Consider the following 19,199-nt stretch of genomic DNA (forward strand, 5'->3'; position numbering starts at 1 on the left):
GCGAGGATGCGACGGTGACGACGAACCAGGGCGGGACGTCCGCCGATCCCGCGGCGCCGGGTGGCGCCGCGGGGGACGTGCCGGGCGTCGGGGCCGTCGACGGGCGCGTCGAGCCGGGCGTCGAGCCGGGCCTCGAGCCGGGCGACGGGCCGGGCGTCGAGCCGGGCGTCGAGCCGGCCCGCGGGCTGGCCGGCGGGCCGGTCGACCCGACGGTCGACGGGCCGGCCGTCGGGCCGGCCGCGCGCATCCTCGTCGTGGCGCGGGGGGTGCTGCAGCGGCTCGTGCCGCCGCCGGCCGTCGTGACCGCGCTCCTCGTCGTCGCGTTCCTCGGGTACGGGTTGCTGACGGGGCTCGGTGCCGAGTCGATGTACTACCTCACCGACTACCTCAGCGACACCCAGGTCAGCCGCATGGCCACGGCGTCGGTCGTCCTGACGCTCGCCGGGGCGACCGCCCTGGTGTGGCGGCACCGGCGGCCGGTGACGGTCGCGGGGGTCGTCGGTGCGCTGGCCGTCGTGTCGCTGCTCGCAGCCGGCGGCACCAACGGGTTCGAGCTGGCCATCGCGTGCGCCCTGTTCGCGGTGGCCGCCGCCCGGCCGCCGCGGGTCGCCTGGCTCGTGGCCGTCGCCGTCGTCCTGCCCGTCGTGGTCACGGCGCGGCTCGCGCCGCTCGTCGCCGTCGTCGGGACCCGCGTCCTGGGCGGTGATCCCACCGACCCGGCCGCGCGCCGCACCGCGGTCCTCCCGGACTTCCTCGCCGAGCTGCTGCCGCCGTCGTGGCTGGTCACGGCCCTGCCGGTGATCGTGCTCGCGCTGCTCGGCATGGCGTTCGGGTCGCTCGCACGCACGCGACGGCTGCGGCTCGCGGCCGACGCCGAGGCCGCCGCGGCCCGCGCCGCCGAGGAGGCGCAGCGGGCCCGCCTCACGCAGGCCGACGAGCGCGCCCGCGTCGCGCGCGAGATGCACGACGTCGTGGCGCACTCCATCACCGTCATGGTCGCGCTCGGCGCGGGCGCCGCCGCGGCACTCGACCGCGCACCCGATCAGGCGCGCATCGCACTCGACGAGCTCGTCGAGACCGGGCGCACCGCGCTGGACGACGTCCGTCGGATCCTGGGGGTGCTGCACGCGGCGGAGGACGAGGCGCTCGGTGCTGGCGCGGGCGTCGGGGGTACGAGCCTCGCGGGCGCGTCGGGGTCGTCCCGGGGGACCTCGGGCGGGGGTCCGGGCGCGACGTCGCACGGGGCCGTGCCGATGGAGCCGCAGCCGGGCGTCGCGGACCTCGCGCGGCTCGTCGAGCGGTTCCGCACCGCGGGCCTGCCCGTGCGGACCGGCGGACTGGCCGTGACCGGCCTCGACGGCCTGGGCAGCACCGTCCAGCTCGCCGTCTACCGGATCGTGCAGGAGTCGCTCACCAACGCGCTGCGTCATGCGCCGGGCACGCCCCAGGTCGACGTGGACGTGCGCCGTCGGCCGGACGCCGTCGAGGTCGTCGTCACCGACCAGGGGCCGGGCGAGGCCGTCGCGCCGTCGCCCGGGACCCGCCGCGGGATCGTCGGGATGGGCGAGCGGGTCGCCGCGTTCGGCGGGACGATCGAGGCCGGCCCGTACGGTCAGGGGTGGCGCGTGCGCGCGCTGCTGCCGCAGCCGAGCGGCGGACCGTTGCCGAGCGAGGCACCGTTGCCGAGCGAGGACGCGTCGTCGAGCGAGGCGCCGCAGTCGACCGAGGGAGAGGCATGATCCGCGTCCTGCTGGTCGACGACCAGGCGCTCATCCGCATGGGGTTCCGGCTGCTGCTGGAGAGTGCGGGCGACCTCGACGTCGTGGGCGAGGCGCAGGACGGTCAGTCGGCGATCGAGCAGGCCGCGGCGCTGCGTCCGGACGTCGTCCTCATGGACGTGCGCATGCCCGGCGTCAACGGCATCGACGCGACCCGCCGCATCGTCGAGGCCCACCCCGACGCGCGCGTCCTGGTGCTGACGACGTTCGACCTCGACGAGTACGCGTTCGCCGCGCTGCGTGCGGGCGCGAGCGGGTTCCTGCTCAAGGACGCCGCACCGGCCGAGCTCGTGACCGCCGTGCGCACCGTCGCGTCGGGCGAGGCGGTCGTGTCCGCGCGCATCACCCGCCGCATGCTCGAGCTGTTCGCCGGGCACCTGCCCGCCCCGGGTGAGAACGTCGACCCCGACGCCCCGCACCCCCGCCTCGCCGACCTCACCCCCCGCGAGGTCGAGGTGCTGCGGTCCGTCGCCGACGGTCTGTCGAACGCCGAGATCGCTAGGCGCCTGTTCCTGTCCGAGGCGACCGTCAAGACGCACGTCGGTCGCATCCTCGCGAAGCTCGGGGTGCGCGACCGCGTGCAGGCGGTGGTGGTCGCGTACGAGACGGGGCTGGTGCGGGCGGGCGAGTGAGGGGTGACCTTCACCGTCAGGTCGATCGCCGCGAGCCCGTCGCGCAGGGCGTCGTCGGGGTGGTCGGCCGCAGCCGGTCGCGGCCAGACGGGCCGGACTGTCCCTCGTCGCAGACCTCGTGCTGGGTGCGTCGCAGCGTTCGGGACACCTGAGGTCCCGAACGCTGCACCTCAGTACCCGTACGGCGACCGCGGCGGCGGCACCTTGTCGTACCTCGCGCCCTCGGGTGTGCTCGGGATCATCGCGAGGCCCATCATCACCAGGCTCCCGATGCTCGGGATCAGGCAGACGAGCTGCAACCAGCCCGAGAGGTTCGCGTCGTGCAGGCGACGGGCGTTGAGCGCGAGCGAGGGCACGATGCTCGCGATCAGGACGCCGGCGATGATGACGCCGACCATCACCGCGAACGGTCCCGGGTCGTCCGACGCGGCCCCCCGCTCCGTCGTCGCAGTCCCGAGGACCGCCGCGAGCAGCCCGCCACCGAAGAGCACGATCGTGAAGAAGAGGGCGACCCACCAGTACTCGCTGCGGCTCGCGCGGCCGCTGAACGTCGCGTAGCGGCCGTAGAAACGGCCGACGGCCTGGCCGAACGTGGCGCCGGGCAGCGGGGCGTCGTCGGCTGTGGCGGGGGCCGTGGCGAAGGGCATCTGCGTCATGGGAGCGACGGTAGAGCAGCAGACAGCCGCCGCCCGGGCCGTCGGCACATCTGTGGACAACCCTCCGCGAGGGGCGTCACCCTGCCGATCGGACCGGACGTCGCTCGCCCGTCACCCGGCCACCGGCTCCCGCGTGGCCGCCCGACGGGCGAGGTCCCCCAGCCCGTCCGCGTCGAGCCCCGGCCAGCCGTGCAGGATCCGCCGCCACGCGTCCGGGACCGCGCCGGCCCCGTGCACCGCACCGGCGACGGCACCCGCGATCGCCGCCACCGTGTCGGTGTCGCGCCCGCCGCGCACGGAACGCTCGAGGACGTCGACGAGCCCGTCCCCGTGGTGGATCGCCGACCACGCACCCTGCAGCGCGTGCACGACCCACCCGTTCTTGTCGAAGTCGGACGGCTGCGACGCCTCCGCCTCGGCGATCCGCGCCGCCCAGACGTCACGGCGCTGGGCGGGCAGCGCATCGAGCTGCCCACCCAGGTCGAGCGCGCCCCCGCGAACCGCGTGCCGGACCGTCAGCGACCAGAGCACGCACGCGTCCCCGGTGTCCGGGTCGGCGTGCGTGAGGTCGGAGACGGCGCGCGCCGCGCGGGCGAGCGCGTCCTCGCGACCGTCGTCGAGATACCCGAGCGCGACCGGACCCGTCCGCATGAGGCTGCCGTTGCCCGCCGCGCCGCGCGGGTCGGCGGCGAAGTGCGCGGCGGCGGCATCGCGCGCGGCGGACGCCGTCAGGGTCGGCAACGACGACAGCAGCGCACGGGTCTGCACGCCCACGTCCTTCGCCGTCCGCGCCCAGCCGGCCCACGCCGCGACGACGGCGTCGAGCGACGCCTCGTCCTCCAGCGCCCCGCCGTCGGCGAGCACGCGCGCGATCGGGACGGCCATCGACGTGTCGTCGGTCCACTCCCCGGGCGCCCAGTCGAAGCTGCCGCCGCCCGCCATGTGCACGGGCTGGTCGTCGGGCAGCGGCGGGCCGAACTCGTAGCCCGCGCCGAGCGCGTCGCCGGCCGCTGAGCCCAGGACGGCGCCGACGGCCCGGTCGAGCTGGGCGGGGGTGAGGGTCACGGGGGGCCTCCGGTGGGCGGGTAGGAAGAGCAGAGTCCATGGTCGACCCTCTCTCGTCTCGGGACGCGAACTAGGCACCAACGATGGGCGGGCGGCAGACGCGCTCGCCGTTATCCACAGGAACGGGACGACCCCGCCGCCGAACCGCTTCGAACCGGTACGTTCCGGGCATGCGCATGCGTGGACGAACTGTCGTGGTCGTTGTCGCGGCCGGACTGATGACCGGGTGCACGGCCGACGCCGCGCCCGTGGCCACGGCATCGGCGGAGCCGAGCGTGACGGCGTCGGAGTCGCCCACGGCTACTCCGACGCCCACGCCGACAGTGGACGTGACCGTGCCGCCCGAGCGGCCGGAGGCGATGGGGACGGCGAGTGCGGACGGGGCGGCGGCCGCGGCGAGCTACTTCATCTCGCTCTTCCCCTACATCAACGCGACCGGAGACCTCACGGAGTGGGACGCTCTGGCATCGCCGGAGTGTGACTTCTGCGCCGGCGTGCGTGCGAACGTCACGGACCTTCACAGCCGCGGGCACCGCAACATCGGCGACGCGGAGATCCTGGCCTCCACCGGCACAGAAGTCGACGCAGGTCGGTGGTACTCCGCTCGCTTGCACGTCGTTATCGCCGCGTCCGTCGATCTCGACCGCGATGGAGCGATCGTCGATGAGCACCCTGAGGAGAACCGCGAGATCGACGTCGTGATGACGTGGTCGGACGGCTGGACGATCGACGAAGTCGGCCCGGCCGCGACGCCGACAACGTGAACGCCGCGCGAGAGCGGCCCGCTCTGCGAACGATCCTGTTCACGTCAATTCTGGTGCTGGTCGGCATCATCGTCGCCTCACCCTCGTCGGCTGGCGACAAGCCAATATTCGGGGGCGAGCTTTCCGATGACGCGGCCCACATCTCAGCTGGTCGCTCAGAGGAGCTCGCCCGGCGGAATCTCGTCGTCCCGCCAGAAGAGCGCCTGGTCGACTACGAGCGGGCGCCCTACTGCCGCGAAGCCGCCGGGATGTGGGTCAAGGGCTTCGCTGACGGGAGCTGCCCTGATGGCGCCGACCTGGCGCGCACGTCGGTGCAGTGCGAGGAGGGCGACACCCTCGTCATGCCCATGTGGAGACACGAGCGAGCCACGCCTACCTCGCCGTGGGGTCCGTGGGACGACATCGATCCCGGAGGGTGCGGTGTCGATCTGCTCCCCGTCCTGACCGAGGCGGACTTCCGCCGCCTCCCTCTGCCCGCCCCGGTTCTGACCATGCAGCCTGACCGCGGCTGGGTTCTGATCAACATCGAGACCATCGTCTACACCGACCCCACCCCCGTCACCCTGCGCACCGACCTGCTCGGCATCGGCGTCACCGTCGAAGCCACCCCCACCCGCTGGACCTACGACTTCGGCGACGGCCACGACCTGGTCACCCGCAACCCCGGCCAACCCCACCCCGACCACGACGTCTTCCACGAGTACGAATCCCCCGGCACCACCACCATCACCCTGACCGCCGAATGGACCGGCCGCTACCAGATCGACGGCTCCCCCATCTGGCGCGACATCAACGGCACCGCCACCACCACCGCCACCACCGCCCCCTTCACCATCGAAGAACGCACCAGCCGCCTGGTCTCCGGCCTGTGCACCGACAAGCCCAAGCCCCCCGACTGCTGACGGCGCCATGTCCGGGATCTGGATCGGTGGCGATTGCCCGACAAGCGCGCCCGTCTATCGAATTGTTCACTGGTACAGTGAACAACTATGGGAACGACCACCTCGCGCGCAGCACACGCACTCGTGCGTTCACTCCGCGCCGCCGGTGGCAGGCACCTCGGCATCTCGGTCGTGGACCGGACGGCAGGACCCGTCGTGAGCGTGACCCACCCCGGCGGAGTCCAGGACCTCACGCCGCTGTGGGCAGGCGAAGGGTTCCCTGCCGACGTCCGGACCGCTCTGCAGACCACGACGGACGTCGCCACCCACTCCACCCCCGTGGTCGTAGCCCGGCGGGTCTCCCCGGGTGCCCGTGCCCTGCTGTCGGAGAGCGGAGTGAGCTGGGCCGACGAGGCCGGCGCGCTCGAGCTCACCGCGGGCACGATCTTCATCCGGACGCCGGGCAACCCCTCCGATGCACGGATGACCCCGCCGCAACGCTTCACCGCGGCAGCCGGGGCGATGGCGGAGATCCTCCTGCAGCGAGCAGCCGAGGGCGACCAGCGCGTCCCCACCGTCGCCGAGCTCGCCGACGCTGTCGGTGCGTCCCGCGGGGCCGCGTCCCGCGCACTCACGTTCTTCGACATGCAGGGGTGGACGTCGAACCTCGGGCCGCAGCGCGGTCCGACGGCTCGGCGCGAGCTGACCGAGCGCGGAGCGATGCTCGACGCGTGGGGCGCCTGGCACGCCGCGGGCGACGACACGGTGGTGCACGCCCATGCGGTGATCCGTGACGCGGACGTCTGGCTCAGCGATGTCGTCGCGCGCCACTGGCCGGCCGGGGCCTGGGCCGCGACGGGACTCGTCGGGCTCGAGCGACGCGCCCCGTTCGCCACCACGACCAACCCCATCGACGTCTACCTCGACGCCACCGCCTACGACGACGACCTCGACGCGCTGTTGCAGGTCGCCGGCCTCACACGTACCGACAGCGGGATCCGCGTCCGGATCCTGCGCGGCGACCGCTACGTCCTGCGACAGGCCTCCACGACGTCCACCGACTCCCCCTACCCCCTGGTGAGCGACGTCCGCCTCTACGGCGACCTGCTCAGACGAGGCGGCGTCCGGGCCGACGAGTTCGCGATGCACCTGCGCGAGATCCGGATCGGCTTCTAGTGCGCTCGCGGCAGACGCGGGAGCGCGCCGAGCGGGCCCTGGTCCGGTTCGCGCTCCGTCTCGGCGCCAGGCGGGACTCGCTGGTCGTCGTCGGCGGACTGAACCCCGAGCTGCTCGCTCCGGTTCCCGACGCCCCGCACCAGGGAACCGCGGACATCGACCTCGTGATCCAGATCGGCATGGTGTACGACCGCGACGAGCTCGACTTCGGGTGGCTGGAAGCAGCGCTCCTCGCCGCTGAGTTCCTGCCCCTGAGTGACGGGCAGGCCTGGCAGTGGGTGACGACGGTGGACACGGCCCCCGTGCGCGTCGACCTGCTGACCGATGCTCTCGATCACCGGGGGCAGCAGCTCGCCCTGCCCGGCTGTGATCGGACGACCGTCATGAACGTCGCCGGACCCGGCCCGGCCCTCCGGGACCCGGTGCTGCGTCGGCTCCCCGTGGCGCCGTCGGACGCCGACGTGCGCGACACCCCGTTCGTCGACGTGCCGTTCGCGAACCTGGGCGGGTACCTGCTCGCCAAGTCTGCCGCCGTGCTGGGACGCACAGCGGACCGCGACCCGTACGACCTCGCGTTCGTCGTCGCCCACAACAGTGCAGGCGGCCCGCAGGCGGCAGCCCGCGCGGCACACGCCGCGCTGCCACCCAGACGGGATCGCGAGTTCAGTGCGGGGTTCCGTGCCGCGCTCGCTCGGTTGACCGACCCGCTCGGCGCGGCCGCGCGGACCTATGCCGAGCAACGCGTGCTCGACGGGGACGGGCTGCCGGTCGACGTGCTCGCCGCCGACGCTGCAGCTGCCGCGTCGCAGTGCCTCCGGGAGTTCGATCGTCTCAGTGGGACGACATGACGACGTCGACGTCGCCGGCCTGGAGCACGAGCTGCTGGCCGTGACGTTCGAGCCGCACCGGGCTCGGGTGTAGGTGCACGCCGGACCGCAGCTCGTCGCACGACTCCCTTGCTTATCCACAGGAGCGAAAGGCCGCGCGCCGCCGAACCGCTTCGAACCGGTACGTTCCGGGCATGCGGATACGTGGACGGATTGTCGTGGTGGTGGTCGCGGTCGGGCTTGTGACCGGGTGCACGGCCGACGCCGAGCCCGTGGCCACGGCTTCGGCGGAGCCGACCGTGACGGCGACGGAGTCGCCCACGCCTACTCCGACGCCCACGCCGACGATGGATGTGACTGTGCCGCCCGAGCGGCCGGAGGCGATGGGGACGGCGAGTGCGGACGGGGCGGCGGCCGCGGCGCGCTACTTCATTTCGTTGTATCCCTACGCGTACGCAACCGGTGATCTCGCAGCATGGAACGAGTTGGCCGCCACGGGTTGCGCCTTCTGCGACAGCACTCGCGACGGCGTGACGAGGGTTCACCAGGGAGGTGGTCGCGTCGAGGGCGGAACCATCACCGTCGAATCTGCCGACGGAACGGAGGTCGACGCCGGACGGTGGTACTCCGCCACCGTCGTCGCGACAGAAGCCCCCTCCGCCGAGCATGACGTCAACGGGACCATCCTCAGCGAGTCCCCAGGTGGTGTGTACGAGTTCGCGGTCGCCCTCACTTTCGCCTCCGGCTCCTGGATTGTCGACGCCGTTGATGTCACGCCAGTCCAGTGATCCGCTCTCTCACCGCGGCGTTTCTCACAATCGTCATGCTGGCGGCCCCTATGGGAGTCGTCGCACCCGGACGCGGCGTCGGCGGCGAGGCGCAGGGTGGTGCCGTCCGCATCACGGCCGGCCGATCCGAGCAGCTCGCTCGGGAGAACATCTCCGTCCCTCCCGAGCTGCGGTTGTTCAACTACGAGCGCGCCCCGCGCTGCCGCGAGGTCGCCGGCCGGTGGACGAGGGGCTCAGCCGACGGCACCTGCCCTGATCTTGCAGACACCGCAGGCGTAATGCGCGAGTGCGAGGACGGCGACAGCATCGTCTGGCCCATGTGGCGCCAGTACCGCCCGACGCCCGCCGCTGCGTGGGGTGACTGGGAGCAGATCGACGAAGGCGGCTGCGGTGTGGACCTGCTTCCTGAACTCACCGAGGCGGACTTCCGTCTCCTCCCCCTGCCCGCTCCCGCTCTGACCATGCAGCCCGACCGCGGGTGGGTCCTGATCAACATCGAGACCATCGTCTACACCGACCCCACGCCGGTCACCCTGCGCACCGAGCTGCTCGGGATCGGCGTCACCGTCGAAGCCACCCCGACCCGCTGGACCTACGACTTCGGCGACGGCCACGACCTGGTCACCCGCGACCCCGGCCAGCCCCACCCGAACCACGACGTCTTCCACGAGTACGAGGCCCCGGGCACCACCACCATCACCCTGACCGCCGAGTGGACCGGCCGCTACCAGATCGACGGCACCCCCGTGTGGCGCGACATCAACGGCACCGCCACCACCACCGCGAGCACGGCCCCCTTCACCATCGAAGAACGCACCAGCCGCCTCGTCTCCGGCCTGTGCACCGACAAACCCAAGCCCCCCGACTGCTGACAGCGTGAAGACGCCGGCTGAGCTCGCCGCACGGACGTCGGCGGTCTCAGGTGCCGTCCGTCACCGCAGCAGCGCGCGCAGTGCCGGTTCCGCGAGGGCGAAGTCCGGGCGGCGGCCGGCGAGCATCGGCCCGTAGAGCACCGACTCCAGGACGCGGATGTAGAGGAAGGCGCGGTCAGCGAGCGGGTCGCCCTGTGCGACAGGGACCCGCGGCACCGGCGCTTCGAGGGATCTCGGCAACCGCCGGTCGGTCAGGCCGGATGCCGAGCCGTGCGGCGACGACGGCGTCGGCTCGCGCCCACAGATCTCCGGACCACCGATCCGGACGAACAGCTCACGCTGCACGTCGACCGCCCGCGCGTGGACACAGCCGTGGGGCGCCAGGAGGATGCGATGGGCCGCCTCCGGCTCCTGCTGGGCGAACCAGCGCAACGCCTCGGCGTCCTGGAGCCGCCGCGCGAAGCGTCGGGACACCTCGATGACGCCGTCGACACCCGCTGGGTAGCGCTCGGCCAGAGCGAGATCGACGCTGCGCCGACCGAGCGAGATCAGCACGTCGCCGAGGAGAGCGTCGCGGCTGCGCACGGTGCGGTAGAGCGTCGCGCGGCTGACGGCGAGCTCGCGGGCGAGCATGTTCATGTCGAGCATGCCCCGACTCAGGAAGTGCCGGATGCCGCCGTGCACGGCAGTCGCGTGGCTGAGGACGCGGACGGTGCTCACGGGGGCGGATGGTTCTCGGTCATCTGCGACGGCGGTCTCACGATCCTCACCGGACCTTCCGCGGGCGATGCGGCTGTGGCGATGATGCCGGTACGCCAGGTGTATCAGATGTGCATGACTCGGTTCCAGCACGTTCTGACGCACGCGGCGGCGACGCCTGTCGCACCCACCGGAGGTGATGACGATGTCCCGCAGAAACCACGTCGACCCCGTTCCGCCGACCCGTCCCACGTCGTCCCGTCGCCGACGCGCGCTCCTGCTCGCGACGGTGCTGCTGACCTGGGCCGCCACCCTGAGCCCGGCCTCACCCGCGCTGGCGGCGGGCTACGAGCGCGGCCCTGCGCCGACGACGGCCACGCTCGATGCCGCGCGCGGCCCGTTCGCCGTCTCCCAGGAGCGTGTGTACTCCTGGCGGGCGTCCGGCTTCGGCGGTGGCGACATCTACTACCCGACGGCGACCGACCAGGGGACGTTCGGCGTCGTCGCGATCGCGCCCGGCTACACCGCCGGTCGGTCCACCATGGCGTGGCTCGCGTCGCGCATCGCGTCGCACGGGTTCGTCGTCATCAACATCGACACGACCACCCGCTCCGACCAGCCCACGAGCCGCGGGCGCCAGCTCCTCGCCGCGCTCGACCACGTCACGGGCGCGAGTGCCGTCCGCGACCGCGCCGACGCCAGTCGCCAGGCCGTCGTCGGCCACTCCATGGGCGGCGGCGGGGCCCTCGTGGCCGCGACCAGCCGTCCGACGCTGCAGGCCGCGGTCCCGCTGACGCCGTGGAACCTCACCAAGAGCTGGTCGAGCCTGCAGGTGCCCACGCTCGTCGTCGGGGCCGAGCGCGACTCCGTGGCGTCGGTGCGTACGCATGCCGAACCGTTCTACGAGAGCATGCCGGCGGCGCTCCCCAAGGGGTACCTCGAGCTCAACAACGCCAGCCACTTCGCCCCCGTCACGACCAACTCGACCATCGGTCGGTACACGGTCGCGTGGCTCAAGCGGTACGTGGACGACGACCTGCGCTACCACCCGTTCCTCTGCCCGGCGCCCGCACCGAGCTCGGCGATCGAGGAGTTCCGCGCGACCTGCTGAGGAGGGCCAAGCCGAGGGCGAGCAGGGTGCGGCCCTACTACGCTCGCTCCCACATGTCCTCCACCGACCCCAACCGCCTCATCGCCTGGGACCGCGAGCTCCGCGCGGTCCACCACCGCCTCCGCGACAGCCTGCAGATCGCCCGGGACGCCGTCGATGACGCCGGCCCCCTGTCGGCCGACCTGCGCCTGTTCTGCACCGGCTTCTGTGCCGCGCTCGACGGCCATCACCGCCGCGAGGACGACACGATGTTCCCCGAGCTCCTCGCCGCCCACCCCGAGCTCCGGGACGTCCTGTCCCAGCTGACGCGCGACCACCACATGCTGTCCCACCTGCTCGGCGAGCTGCAGCGGGCCGTCGACGCCGGGCACGACGCGGCCACGCTGCACCAGCACCTCGACGGCATCGAGGCCGTCATGGAGACGCACTTCCGGTACGAGGAGAAGCGCCTGCTCGCACCGCTCGCGGACCTCGTCGTCGAGCACGAGCCGCGGGCGATGCTGGGGCCCCTGGCCTGAGGCCGAGGCAGGCGGCCCGCGTCGGGCCATCCAACAACGCCGCCCCTACCGCCCCGGCGTTCTCGTGTACGTGAGGAACTCGCCGTCCTGCCCGGCGTCGGCGGCGAGGCCGAAGCCGAGCCGCTCGTACAGGGCACGTGCACGCGTGTTCGTGCGCTGCGTCTCGAGCCGCACCTCGTCCGCGCCCGCGTCGGACGCCTCCGCGAGGACCTGTCGCACGAGCGTGGCGCCCGCCCCGCCGCCCCGGACGTCCGGGGCGACGAACAGGTCGTTGAGCTGCCACGTCGTCGACAGCCGCAGGGACGAGTGACCCGGGTACACCTGCGTGAACGCGACCGCGCGGCCGTCCTCCACGACGGCCCACACGAGTGAGTCGGCGCGCTCCACGCGGGCCCTCAGGAAGGCGCGGGCGGCATCCGCGTCGCCCTGACGTCCGTAGAAGGCGCGGTACGCGACGAACAGCTCGGCAACCTGCGCCACCGTGGCGGCGTCCGTCTGCGCCGTCACCCGGACGACGCCCTCCGGCATCGCCTCGCTCGCGACCCGCGGGCTGGGCTCCCACGTCGGCAGCCCCGGCACCACGATGTACCCCTCGGTCGACGACCCCAGCACGACCATCCGCTCGGGCTCGGTCTCCCACAGCCACGCCAGGTACGCGCACACGATCGCGTCGACCTCGTCCTCGAGCCGCTCGAGGACGGCCGCACGCTCGGCGGCGACGACCTCCGCACGCACCTCGGCCCAGCGCACGTTCCCACCCAGGCCCAGCACGTCGCCCGCGACGCGTTCGACGTGGTCCAGCAGCGCGACCCACGCCGCGCGCCGGACGTCGAGCCCGCGCCGGTGCTTGCCCTTGTACGGCAGCACGCGCCCCAGGCCGAAGAGCACGACCATCGCCGGGTGCGGGTACACCTCGATCGCGACGGACACCCCCGGCGCGGGCCGCACGGCCGGGTCGACGTCCCACCCGTGCCGGTCCGCGAGGGTCTGCGCGCGCGGCGGGTCGAAGTGCGGGTGGCTGCGGTTCGAGGAGTGCGCACCGGCGTCGAACCGGCCGAAGTGCCGGGTCACCAGCACCTCCCCCACGCGCCGGCCGGTGAGGTTCGGGACGACGAGCGGCGCGTCGATCGCCGCGACCACGCGCTGCCCCGCGGTGTGCTGCTCCAGGACGTCGGCGATCTCGTCGTCGGTGCGCACGGACGACGAGTGGACCAGGCGCCCGGCGTCGTCGAGGACGGCGATGCCCGTGCGAGCCGTCCGGCCCCAGGCGAGGTCGAGCCCGACGTAACGCACCATGGGACCAGTGTCGTCGGGGACCTGTGGATGACGCGCACGCGCGTCCGGTCTGCCCCGATATGTTGCCCGCCATGGGGCACCTGCGGCTGGACACCGACGCGCTGATCTCGGCGGGCGCGGACCTGCGCCTCGTCGCGCGGGAGCTCGACCACGCGACGACGCGGAGCGACGTCGTCGCCGACGCCGTCGGGCACGACGGCCTCGCGGCCAAGGTCCGGGACTTCGCGCAGGGGTGGGACGGGCGACGTGCCGAGATGCTGGAGGAGATCGCCCGCCTCGCGGACGCGTGCACCGGCATCGGCGAGAACTTCGAGCGGCTCGACACCGAGTTCGCCGCCGCGCTGCGGGGCGACGCGTGAGCCGCCCGTACTCCTGGTACCCGCTCGCGACGAGCGACCCTGTCCCTGGCGAGCCGATCGTCGTCCGCGCGGGCGGTCGGCACTACAAGGAGGTCGCGACCGCCATCGCCGACGCCGAACGGGTGCTGCGCGCGCTGGTCGACGCACAGGACGCGGTGTCCCAGGCTGTCGAGTCGATCCGCGACCGGACGCACGCCGTCGCCGACCACATCAAGAAGGCCTATGCCCGGTACGACGCCGTCGGGTCGGCGTTGGTCGCGTACGCCGACGAGCTCGACGGCGCCCAGTCCGACTCGCTGGACGCACTGCGCACCGCTCAGTCGGCGCAGCAGTCCCTCGACATCGCCGACGACGCCGTCCGCCGCTGGACGATCCTCCTCGACGACGCGGCCGACCTGGGCGAGGACAGCACGACGCAGCGACGCGCGCTCATCGCTGCACGTGCCGACCGCTCCGACGCCGACAGCACCCTCACCCGCGCCCGCGCTGCCCTCGAGGAGGCGATCGCGCGGCGGGACGCGGCCGCTGACGTGGCGATGACCGACATCGACACCGGGACCGAGGACTCGCTGCACGACACCTGGTGGGAGGACTGGGGAGCCGACGTCGCGGGGGTGGTCTCGACGTGGGCGGGGCGGATCGCGACGGCCGCCGGGCTGCTGTCGCTGGTCCTCGGCTGGGTGCCGTTCCTTGGGCAGATCTTCATGGTGGTGGCTGTCGTCGCGGGGGCAGCAGCGCTGGTCGCGGACTTCGCGCTCGCTCTGCGACGGGGCGACGGGGAGGACTGGTTCAACGTCGTCGTCGGACTCATCGGGATCGTGTCGTTCAGTGCGAGCCGCGTCCTTGCCAAGATGGTCAGGGGGTTCGACGTGAGGGCGCGCGCGGCCTTGGTGCAGGCAGGTCGGCAGACCTACCGCTCTCTCCTCAGCCGACTGGGACGGATCTTCTCGCGTCCGCAGAACGCCTCCACCGGTGAGAGATCGGCGGAGCTGCTCTGGGCCAGTGCAGGACCTCGGATGACGGGCGGCGCCTGGAACGACGTCATGGCGCTGCGAGGGACAGATCGGGCGCTCGCCCTCGCAGGACACGGTCGTCTGGTGGGGCTGAACCAGGTCCTACGGGCACAGCTCTGGGACGCGTTCCCCTTCCACCCTCGCGCATTCTTCACGCTTCTCGGCCCCACGATCCGGGGCACCGCCCTCGAGACCGGAGCAGCGGTGTTGTACGCCGGGGACGGGGTCATGGCCATGACCTCCGTGACCAAGGAGGTCGTGAGCCACGTCACCGGCCCACCGCGGCCGGCTGCAGAGCGGCTCGAGCTGTGAGGCGGGCCCACTCGAGAGGAGACGTCAGGTGAATGACCGACGCGTGGCCGCGTTGCGCTGGGGTCTGCCCACCGAGTGGGTCGGCTGGGTTCACGGAGACGCCGCGAGCGCCGGCGTCGATGTGGACGGACTCCGCGAGGAACCTCGCATCGCGGCGGCGGTCCTGGCTGCAGTGGGCGAGTTCGAGTCGATCGCCTCCGAGGATCTTCCCGGTACGACGTTCGCTGCACTGTGGGTACCGGGAGAAGGCATCCGCAGACCGCTTGCCACGGCCGCTCTCGGAGTTGCCGCGCCACCCCTGACCGGGCGCCCCGACATCGAGGCTCTGCTCGAGTCCGCTCGCAGCGAGGTCACCGTGCCCACCTGGACCAAACTGCTCGATGTGGCGGCCTTGCCGTCCCGCGTGACGGCAGGTGAAGCAATCCTCCGGATCGTCGACAAGGCACCCCGCCTCACCCGCCGCCTGTACCGCGAGTGGACCTGGGTCATCCTCCCGCCGGACACCGGCCGCATGGTGCTGTGCCAGGTCGGGTCATCGTCCATCGCCCACTTCGACCAGATCGCCGACATGACGACCGACATCGCCAACTCCGTCGAGGTCACCCTGGAGCCGGCATGAGCGTGCCCGTCGACGGGACCGTCGCCGTCCTCCTGCCCGACGACTGGGCGGTGCTCGACCTCGAGGACGACGAGGCGCGGGTGGGTGCTGTCGAGGAGCTGGTCCGACGCCAGCTCGGCGCCGCACCCGACCTCGTCCCGCTGCGTGTCGCCATGCGGCAGGAGCTGCTCCGCAGCACCGAGCGGGCCGCGCGCGCCGGCGGCGTGCTGATGGCGCTGGCGGTCGGGTCCGGTGGTGCCCCGCCCGTGCCCGCGTCGCTGACCGTGTACCGGGTGCCCGGCAGCCTCGATGCGCGCGGGCGCGTCGCGATGACGAGCGTCCTGGCGAGCGACGAACCAGGTCACACCCTCGACCTCGGCGAAGGTCCGGCGGGCACGGTCCTGCGCCGCGTCCGCCCGACGGGCGCGGCCCTGGGCCTGACGGGCGACCGCGAGCTCCCCGCGCTCGTCGCGGACTACTGGGTCGAGCCGACCCCCGGCGCGCAGCTCGTGTACCTCGTCTTCTCCAGCCCGCTCGTCGACGTGCGCGACGAGCTGCTCGGCCTGTTCGACACCGTCGTGTCGTCGGTCCGCGTGCTCGTACCCGCCGGGCGCGACCCTCGCGCCGGCATCCCCGAGGAGGACCTGTGAACCAGCAGTCGACCAGCCGAGCCCTGCGCGTCGTGGGTGTGCTGATCCTGGCGGGGCTCGCGTGGCGCAAGAGCCTCACGTCCGACGAGCCGTGGTGGCCGGCGGTGCTTGCCACGCTCGTACTCGTCGCGGTCATCACCGCCGGGGTGTGGTGGTGGTCCCGGCGCGACGACGGCGTGCGCAAGGTGGCGGTGGGCGCGCGACCCGGTTGGCGGACCCAGGCGGTGTGGTCCGACACGACCCTCGGCACGGCGCTCACGCAGCTCGGGGCATCGGCCGGGAAGGTCCGCAGCGGGACTCGACTGACGTTCGCGTGGTCCGCGTCGGACGTCGAGCTGTGGCGCGGCCAGGCCGTCGTCGCGACGCTGCCGTGGGACCAGGTGTGGACGATCACCCGCACCACCGGGTACGCGGCGTCGACGGGCAACCCGGCCGTCGAGATCGTCACCCGCGAGACGGTGCGGATCGTCCTCGTGCCCACGCGTCGACCCGACGGGGGCATGCTGCCCGCGAGCGCCGCGCAGGTCGAGGCGCTGGTCGCGGAGCTGCAGAGCGCCCGGGAGGCCGCCGAGCACGCGACGCCGACGCAGCCGGGGAGCGCATGACGCGGCACCCGGCGGGCGTCGCATCGCCCCCGGGCGACCGACGTCGCGGGGGCCCGGAACAGCTGTGCGCCGCACCGACGTCCCACCGTCGACCTCAACACACGCGCCGGACCTGCCGATCTGTAACCCTGTGACCATGTCCAGCGACGAGCTCCCTCGCGCGCCCTCCGGGCGCGTCCCGCGGTGGGTCGTCGACGAGGCCGCCGGGCAGGTGCCGTCGTCGAACGGGTGGGCCTCGCCTGTCGTCGTCGAACCCGTTCCCGCACCGCGCCGCCGCAGCCTGTGGGTGCGGCTCGGCGTCGTCGCGGTGGTCGCCGGTCTGGGGTGGTGGTTGGCCACCGCCGTGCTGCCGGGCATGCTGCAGGAGGCCGACGCGCCGTGGCTCGACGGGATCGTCGTCGGCCGCGTCCCGGAGCCGACGCCCGAGGTCGCCGCGCTGGCCGACGAGATGTTCCTCACCGACGAGGGTCGCGACCTGCTCTACTCGTCGCGGCCGGAGCTGCTGGGCGCCGAGGAGTTCGCCGGGCGGTGCGCCCGGGAGGGCGACGACGCCGCCGCTCCGACGGGCGGCGCGGTGGGCTGCTACCACAGCACCGCCGGCGGCCTGCAGGTCGGCGGACGCATCGTCATCTACCAGCCCGCCGACGCGCGCCTGCGGGGGTTCGTCGTCGAGACCGCCGCGCACGAGCTGCTGCACGCCGCGTGGAACGAGCTCAGCCCCACCGAGCGCACCACGGTGACGGCGGCGCTCGAGGGCGTCGTGGCCGGCATCGACCCCGCCGACGACCTGCACGCGCAGCTCGACGGGTCCGTCGGCATCCACGCGGGCAACCGCGCGACCGAGCTGTTCTCGTACGTCGGCACCCAGGTGTGGGCGCCCGGCGGTCTGGACCCGGCGCTGGAGGCGCAGTACGCGCGGTTCGTCACCGACCGGGAGGCGCTGGTCGGCGTGCACACCGCCTTCCAGCAGCAGATCGACACGCTGACGTCCGACGTCAACACCGCGCAGGAGGCCCTGAGCCAGCGGCTCTTCGACCAGCAGGTCGCCACCGCCCAGCTCGACGCTGACACCACACGGCTCGCGCAGTACCGCAGCACCATCGAGCAGGAGGAGGCCCGGCTCGCCGCACTGCCCGCGTCCGAGCGCGCGCGCTCGCTGCTCGCGTGGACGTGGCTCGACGGCACCCCGCTGCCCGAGGCTCCCGCGTCCGAGCTCATCGCCTCCGCCCGCGCGCTGCTCGCCCGCGACGAGGCGGCGCTCGCCGCACGCGCCGAGGCGCTGCGCGTCAGCGGCGAGGAGATCACGGCGGAGGAGACGCGGGTGGCAGGGCTGCGGGCCGACGCGGAGGCGTTGTTCGCGCAGCTGGCCCCTGCGTGAGCTGCGCGGGGGCTCGTGAGCGGTCCGCCGACCTGTACTTCGACGCGACGTACTCCTCCACCCACGCGCGACTGCTGCGCCACTGCCCGCTCTCGGTCCGTTGCGCCTTGAGGCGCCCTCGCTGCGCAGCGTTACGCAGGGCCACGTGGCTGAGCTGGGGCGTCGCGAGCGACGCGAGGGGCACCAGGCGCTCCGGGCCGGCAAGGGCGGGGACGACGAAGCGCAGGATGTTGTCGAGCACGGCGCGGGCGATCTGCTCGGCGAGAGGCCCGTGGTTGCCGGCGTCCGCCTGGCGCAACGCCCGCAGGTACCGGTCGCGCTCGCGCTTCTGGATGATCGCCGGCGCGTATCCCAAGCGGCACAGGACGAGGTTCATCAGCAGTCGTCCCGTCCGGCCGTTCCCGTCGATGAACGGGTGGACCTGCTCGAAGCCGACGTGAGCCGCGGCGATCGCCTCCATCGGGTGCGACGCGGACTCTCGCACCGCCTCGACGCTGTCGAGCCAGTCGCGCAGACGCGGTTCGACCAGGGCGTGGGACGGCGGTGTCATCCCGCCGGGGAACGCGTGGGTGTCGTGGCGCCGGAAGCTGCCCGGTCCCTCGTCCGGTCCGGCGTCGGGGTGCGGTGCGACGTCCCAGACGGGCGTCAACGCCATGCGGTGGACGTGGCGCACCTCGGTCAACGTCACCAGCTCGCCGTCACCGAGCCGATCCGGCGCGACCGCCTGTCCGTAGACCCACCGCGCGGCATCGGCGTAGCCCTTGACCTCCATGTACTCGGCGAGCCGGCGGTCCCCCACGGCGCGGCCTTCGTGGAGGAGCAGCTCCACCTCCCGCAGCACCAGCGTGTTGCCCTCGATGGCGGTGGAGTTGTGGGCGTCGTGGACCCACAGCTCGTCCCAGATCGCGCGGGCGTCCGCAGGAGAGGGCAGACCACCGAGGCGATCGCGGACCTCGGAGATCGCCTCGTCGAGCGAGCGGTACACGGCCTCGCGGCTCATCCGGCCGGGCCCACCGCGGCGAGCAACCATCGGCCTCCTTGGTTACTACGTTCGGGTCTCTTGAACGAAAGCACTGCAACCGAGAGTTTGCAACGTTCAGCTCGATTGAATCGAAGCAGAGCAAACGGTCGTCGGGTGACCCACACGGCTGACGGCTGACGTCGGACCCCCTCGCTACAGTGCGGATGGCCTCGGTGGTCCCGCTCCAGGACGGACCGATG

21 protein-coding genes are annotated in these 19,199 nt (G+C 73.0%); 16 read left to right on the forward strand and 5 right to left on the reverse strand.

The features are described 5' to 3' along the window. Positions 1 to 14 precede the first annotated feature (14 nt). Together OKX07_RS18565 and OKX07_RS18570 are read left to right on the forward strand one after the other, a co-directional pair. Positions 15 to 1,739 carry a sensor histidine kinase gene (locus tag OKX07_RS18565; RefSeq protein ID WP_265629480.1) on the forward strand — a complete coding sequence of 575 codons (1,725 nt, stop codon included), beginning with the start codon at positions 15 to 17 and terminating at the stop codon, positions 1,737 to 1,739. Then, the gene (locus OKX07_RS18570) at positions 1,736 to 2,410 is read left to right on the forward strand and encodes a response regulator (RefSeq protein WP_265629481.1); all 675 of its coding nucleotides are present in this window, start codon (positions 1,736 to 1,738) and stop codon (positions 2,408 to 2,410) included. The genes OKX07_RS18565 and OKX07_RS18570 overlap by 4 nt, the downstream gene beginning before the upstream one ends. A gap of 170 nt (positions 2,411 to 2,580) precedes the next feature. Here OKX07_RS18570 and OKX07_RS18575 read toward each other — a convergent pair whose 3' ends face one another. Both OKX07_RS18575 and OKX07_RS18580 read right to left on the reverse strand, forming a co-directional pair. Continuing rightward, positions 2,581 to 3,066, reverse strand: coding sequence for a DUF805 domain-containing protein (locus tag OKX07_RS18575; protein ID WP_265629482.1), 486 nt, complete (start codon positions 3,064 to 3,066; stop codon positions 2,581 to 2,583). A 111-nt stretch (positions 3,067 to 3,177) separates the two neighbouring features. Continuing rightward, the gene (locus tag OKX07_RS18580; RefSeq protein WP_265629483.1) at positions 3,178 to 4,131 is read right to left on the reverse strand and encodes an ADP-ribosylglycohydrolase family protein; all 954 of its coding nucleotides are present in this window, start codon (positions 4,129 to 4,131) and stop codon (positions 3,178 to 3,180) included. A gap of 170 nt (positions 4,132 to 4,301) precedes the next feature. On the opposite strand from OKX07_RS18580, the gene OKX07_RS18585 reads away from it, so the two are divergent. The 6 genes from OKX07_RS18585 to OKX07_RS18610 all read left to right on the forward strand — a co-directional run bounded on the left by OKX07_RS18585 (position 4,302) and on the right by OKX07_RS18610 (position 9,439). Further along, positions 4,302 to 4,895 carry a DUF6318 family protein gene (locus OKX07_RS18585; RefSeq protein WP_265629484.1) on the forward strand — a complete coding sequence of 198 codons (594 nt, stop codon included), beginning with the start codon at positions 4,302 to 4,304 and terminating at the stop codon, positions 4,893 to 4,895. Beyond that, a complete protein-coding gene (locus OKX07_RS18590; protein WP_265629485.1) occupies positions 4,838 to 5,797 on the forward strand; it encodes a hypothetical protein in 960 nt (319 codons plus the stop codon). The genes OKX07_RS18585 and OKX07_RS18590 overlap by 58 nt, the downstream gene beginning before the upstream one ends. 195 nt (positions 5,798 to 5,992) lie before the next feature. Then, positions 5,993 to 6,952: a hypothetical protein gene (locus tag OKX07_RS18595; RefSeq protein WP_265629486.1), complete on the forward strand. Its 960-nt coding sequence runs from the start codon at positions 5,993 to 5,995 to the stop codon at positions 6,950 to 6,952. After that, a complete protein-coding gene (locus OKX07_RS18600) occupies positions 6,952 to 7,800 on the forward strand; it encodes a hypothetical protein (protein WP_265629487.1) in 849 nt (282 codons plus the stop codon). Before OKX07_RS18595 ends, OKX07_RS18600 begins: the two co-directional genes overlap by 1 nt. A gap of 173 nt (positions 7,801 to 7,973) precedes the next feature. Continuing rightward, positions 7,974 to 8,567 carry a DUF6318 family protein gene (locus OKX07_RS18605; RefSeq protein ID WP_265629488.1) on the forward strand — a complete coding sequence of 198 codons (594 nt, stop codon included), beginning with the start codon at positions 7,974 to 7,976 and terminating at the stop codon, positions 8,565 to 8,567. Then, positions 8,564 to 9,439, forward strand: coding sequence for a hypothetical protein (locus OKX07_RS18610; RefSeq protein WP_265629489.1), 876 nt, complete (start codon positions 8,564 to 8,566; stop codon positions 9,437 to 9,439). The genes OKX07_RS18605 and OKX07_RS18610 overlap by 4 nt, the downstream gene beginning before the upstream one ends. Before the next feature lie 60 nt (positions 9,440 to 9,499). Here OKX07_RS18610 and OKX07_RS18615 read toward each other — a convergent pair whose 3' ends face one another. Beyond that, on the reverse strand, positions 9,500 to 10,303 hold the full coding sequence (locus tag OKX07_RS18615; protein WP_265629490.1) for a QsdR family transcriptional regulator: 804 nt from the start codon (positions 10,301 to 10,303) through the stop codon (positions 9,500 to 9,502). Between the two features lie 40 nt (positions 10,304 to 10,343). Between OKX07_RS18615 and OKX07_RS18620 the strand changes: the two genes are divergently transcribed. Next, complete coding sequence (locus OKX07_RS18620; RefSeq protein ID WP_265629491.1) at positions 10,344 to 11,249, forward strand: alpha/beta hydrolase family protein; 906 nt, start codon at positions 10,344 to 10,346, stop codon at positions 11,247 to 11,249. A 53-nt stretch (positions 11,250 to 11,302) separates the two neighbouring features. After that, positions 11,303 to 11,767, forward strand: a complete 465-nt coding sequence (locus OKX07_RS18625; protein ID WP_265629492.1) for a hemerythrin domain-containing protein — start codon at positions 11,303 to 11,305, stop codon at positions 11,765 to 11,767. Between the two features lie 45 nt (positions 11,768 to 11,812). Here OKX07_RS18625 and OKX07_RS18630 read toward each other — a convergent pair whose 3' ends face one another. Then, positions 11,813 to 13,063: a GNAT family N-acetyltransferase gene (locus OKX07_RS18630; protein WP_265629493.1), complete on the reverse strand. Its 1,251-nt coding sequence runs from the start codon at positions 13,061 to 13,063 to the stop codon at positions 11,813 to 11,815. Between the two features lie 71 nt (positions 13,064 to 13,134). Here OKX07_RS18630 and OKX07_RS18635 point away from each other — a divergent pair, with 71 nt between their 5' ends. The 6 genes from OKX07_RS18635 to OKX07_RS18660 all read left to right on the forward strand — a co-directional run bounded on the left by OKX07_RS18635 (position 13,135) and on the right by OKX07_RS18660 (position 17,978). Next, positions 13,135 to 13,422, forward strand: a complete 288-nt coding sequence (locus OKX07_RS18635) for a hypothetical protein (protein ID WP_265629494.1) — start codon at positions 13,135 to 13,137, stop codon at positions 13,420 to 13,422. Continuing rightward, complete coding sequence (locus tag OKX07_RS18640) at positions 13,419 to 14,747, forward strand: hypothetical protein (RefSeq protein ID WP_265629495.1); 1,329 nt, start codon at positions 13,419 to 13,421, stop codon at positions 14,745 to 14,747. The genes OKX07_RS18635 and OKX07_RS18640 overlap by 4 nt, the downstream gene beginning before the upstream one ends. A 28-nt stretch (positions 14,748 to 14,775) precedes the next feature. After that, positions 14,776 to 15,366, forward strand: a complete 591-nt coding sequence (locus OKX07_RS18645) for a hypothetical protein (protein WP_265629496.1) — start codon at positions 14,776 to 14,778, stop codon at positions 15,364 to 15,366. Beyond that, the gene (locus OKX07_RS18650; RefSeq protein WP_265629497.1) at positions 15,363 to 15,995 is read left to right on the forward strand and encodes a hypothetical protein; all 633 of its coding nucleotides are present in this window, start codon (positions 15,363 to 15,365) and stop codon (positions 15,993 to 15,995) included. Before OKX07_RS18645 ends, OKX07_RS18650 begins: the two co-directional genes overlap by 4 nt. Continuing rightward, positions 15,992 to 16,600 (forward strand): hypothetical protein, encoded by a 609-nt coding sequence (locus OKX07_RS18655; RefSeq protein ID WP_265629498.1) that lies wholly within the window; start codon positions 15,992 to 15,994, stop codon positions 16,598 to 16,600. Before OKX07_RS18650 ends, OKX07_RS18655 begins: the two co-directional genes overlap by 4 nt. A gap of 136 nt (positions 16,601 to 16,736) precedes the next feature. Next, positions 16,737 to 17,978 (forward strand): hypothetical protein, encoded by a 1,242-nt coding sequence (locus tag OKX07_RS18660; protein WP_265629499.1) that lies wholly within the window; start codon positions 16,737 to 16,739, stop codon positions 17,976 to 17,978. On the opposite strand, the gene OKX07_RS18665 is transcribed toward OKX07_RS18660, so the two are convergent. Continuing rightward, positions 17,902 to 19,008, reverse strand: coding sequence for a Fic family protein (locus OKX07_RS18665; protein WP_265629500.1), 1,107 nt, complete (start codon positions 19,006 to 19,008; stop codon positions 17,902 to 17,904). The two genes, OKX07_RS18660 and OKX07_RS18665, sit on opposite strands and share 77 nt — an antisense overlap. Positions 19,009 to 19,199 lie beyond the last annotated feature (191 nt).

Source organism: Cellulomonas sp. S1-8 (genome assembly GCF_026184235.1).
In the GTDB taxonomy this organism is placed as follows: domain Bacteria; phylum Actinomycetota; class Actinomycetes; order Actinomycetales; family Cellulomonadaceae; genus Cellulomonas.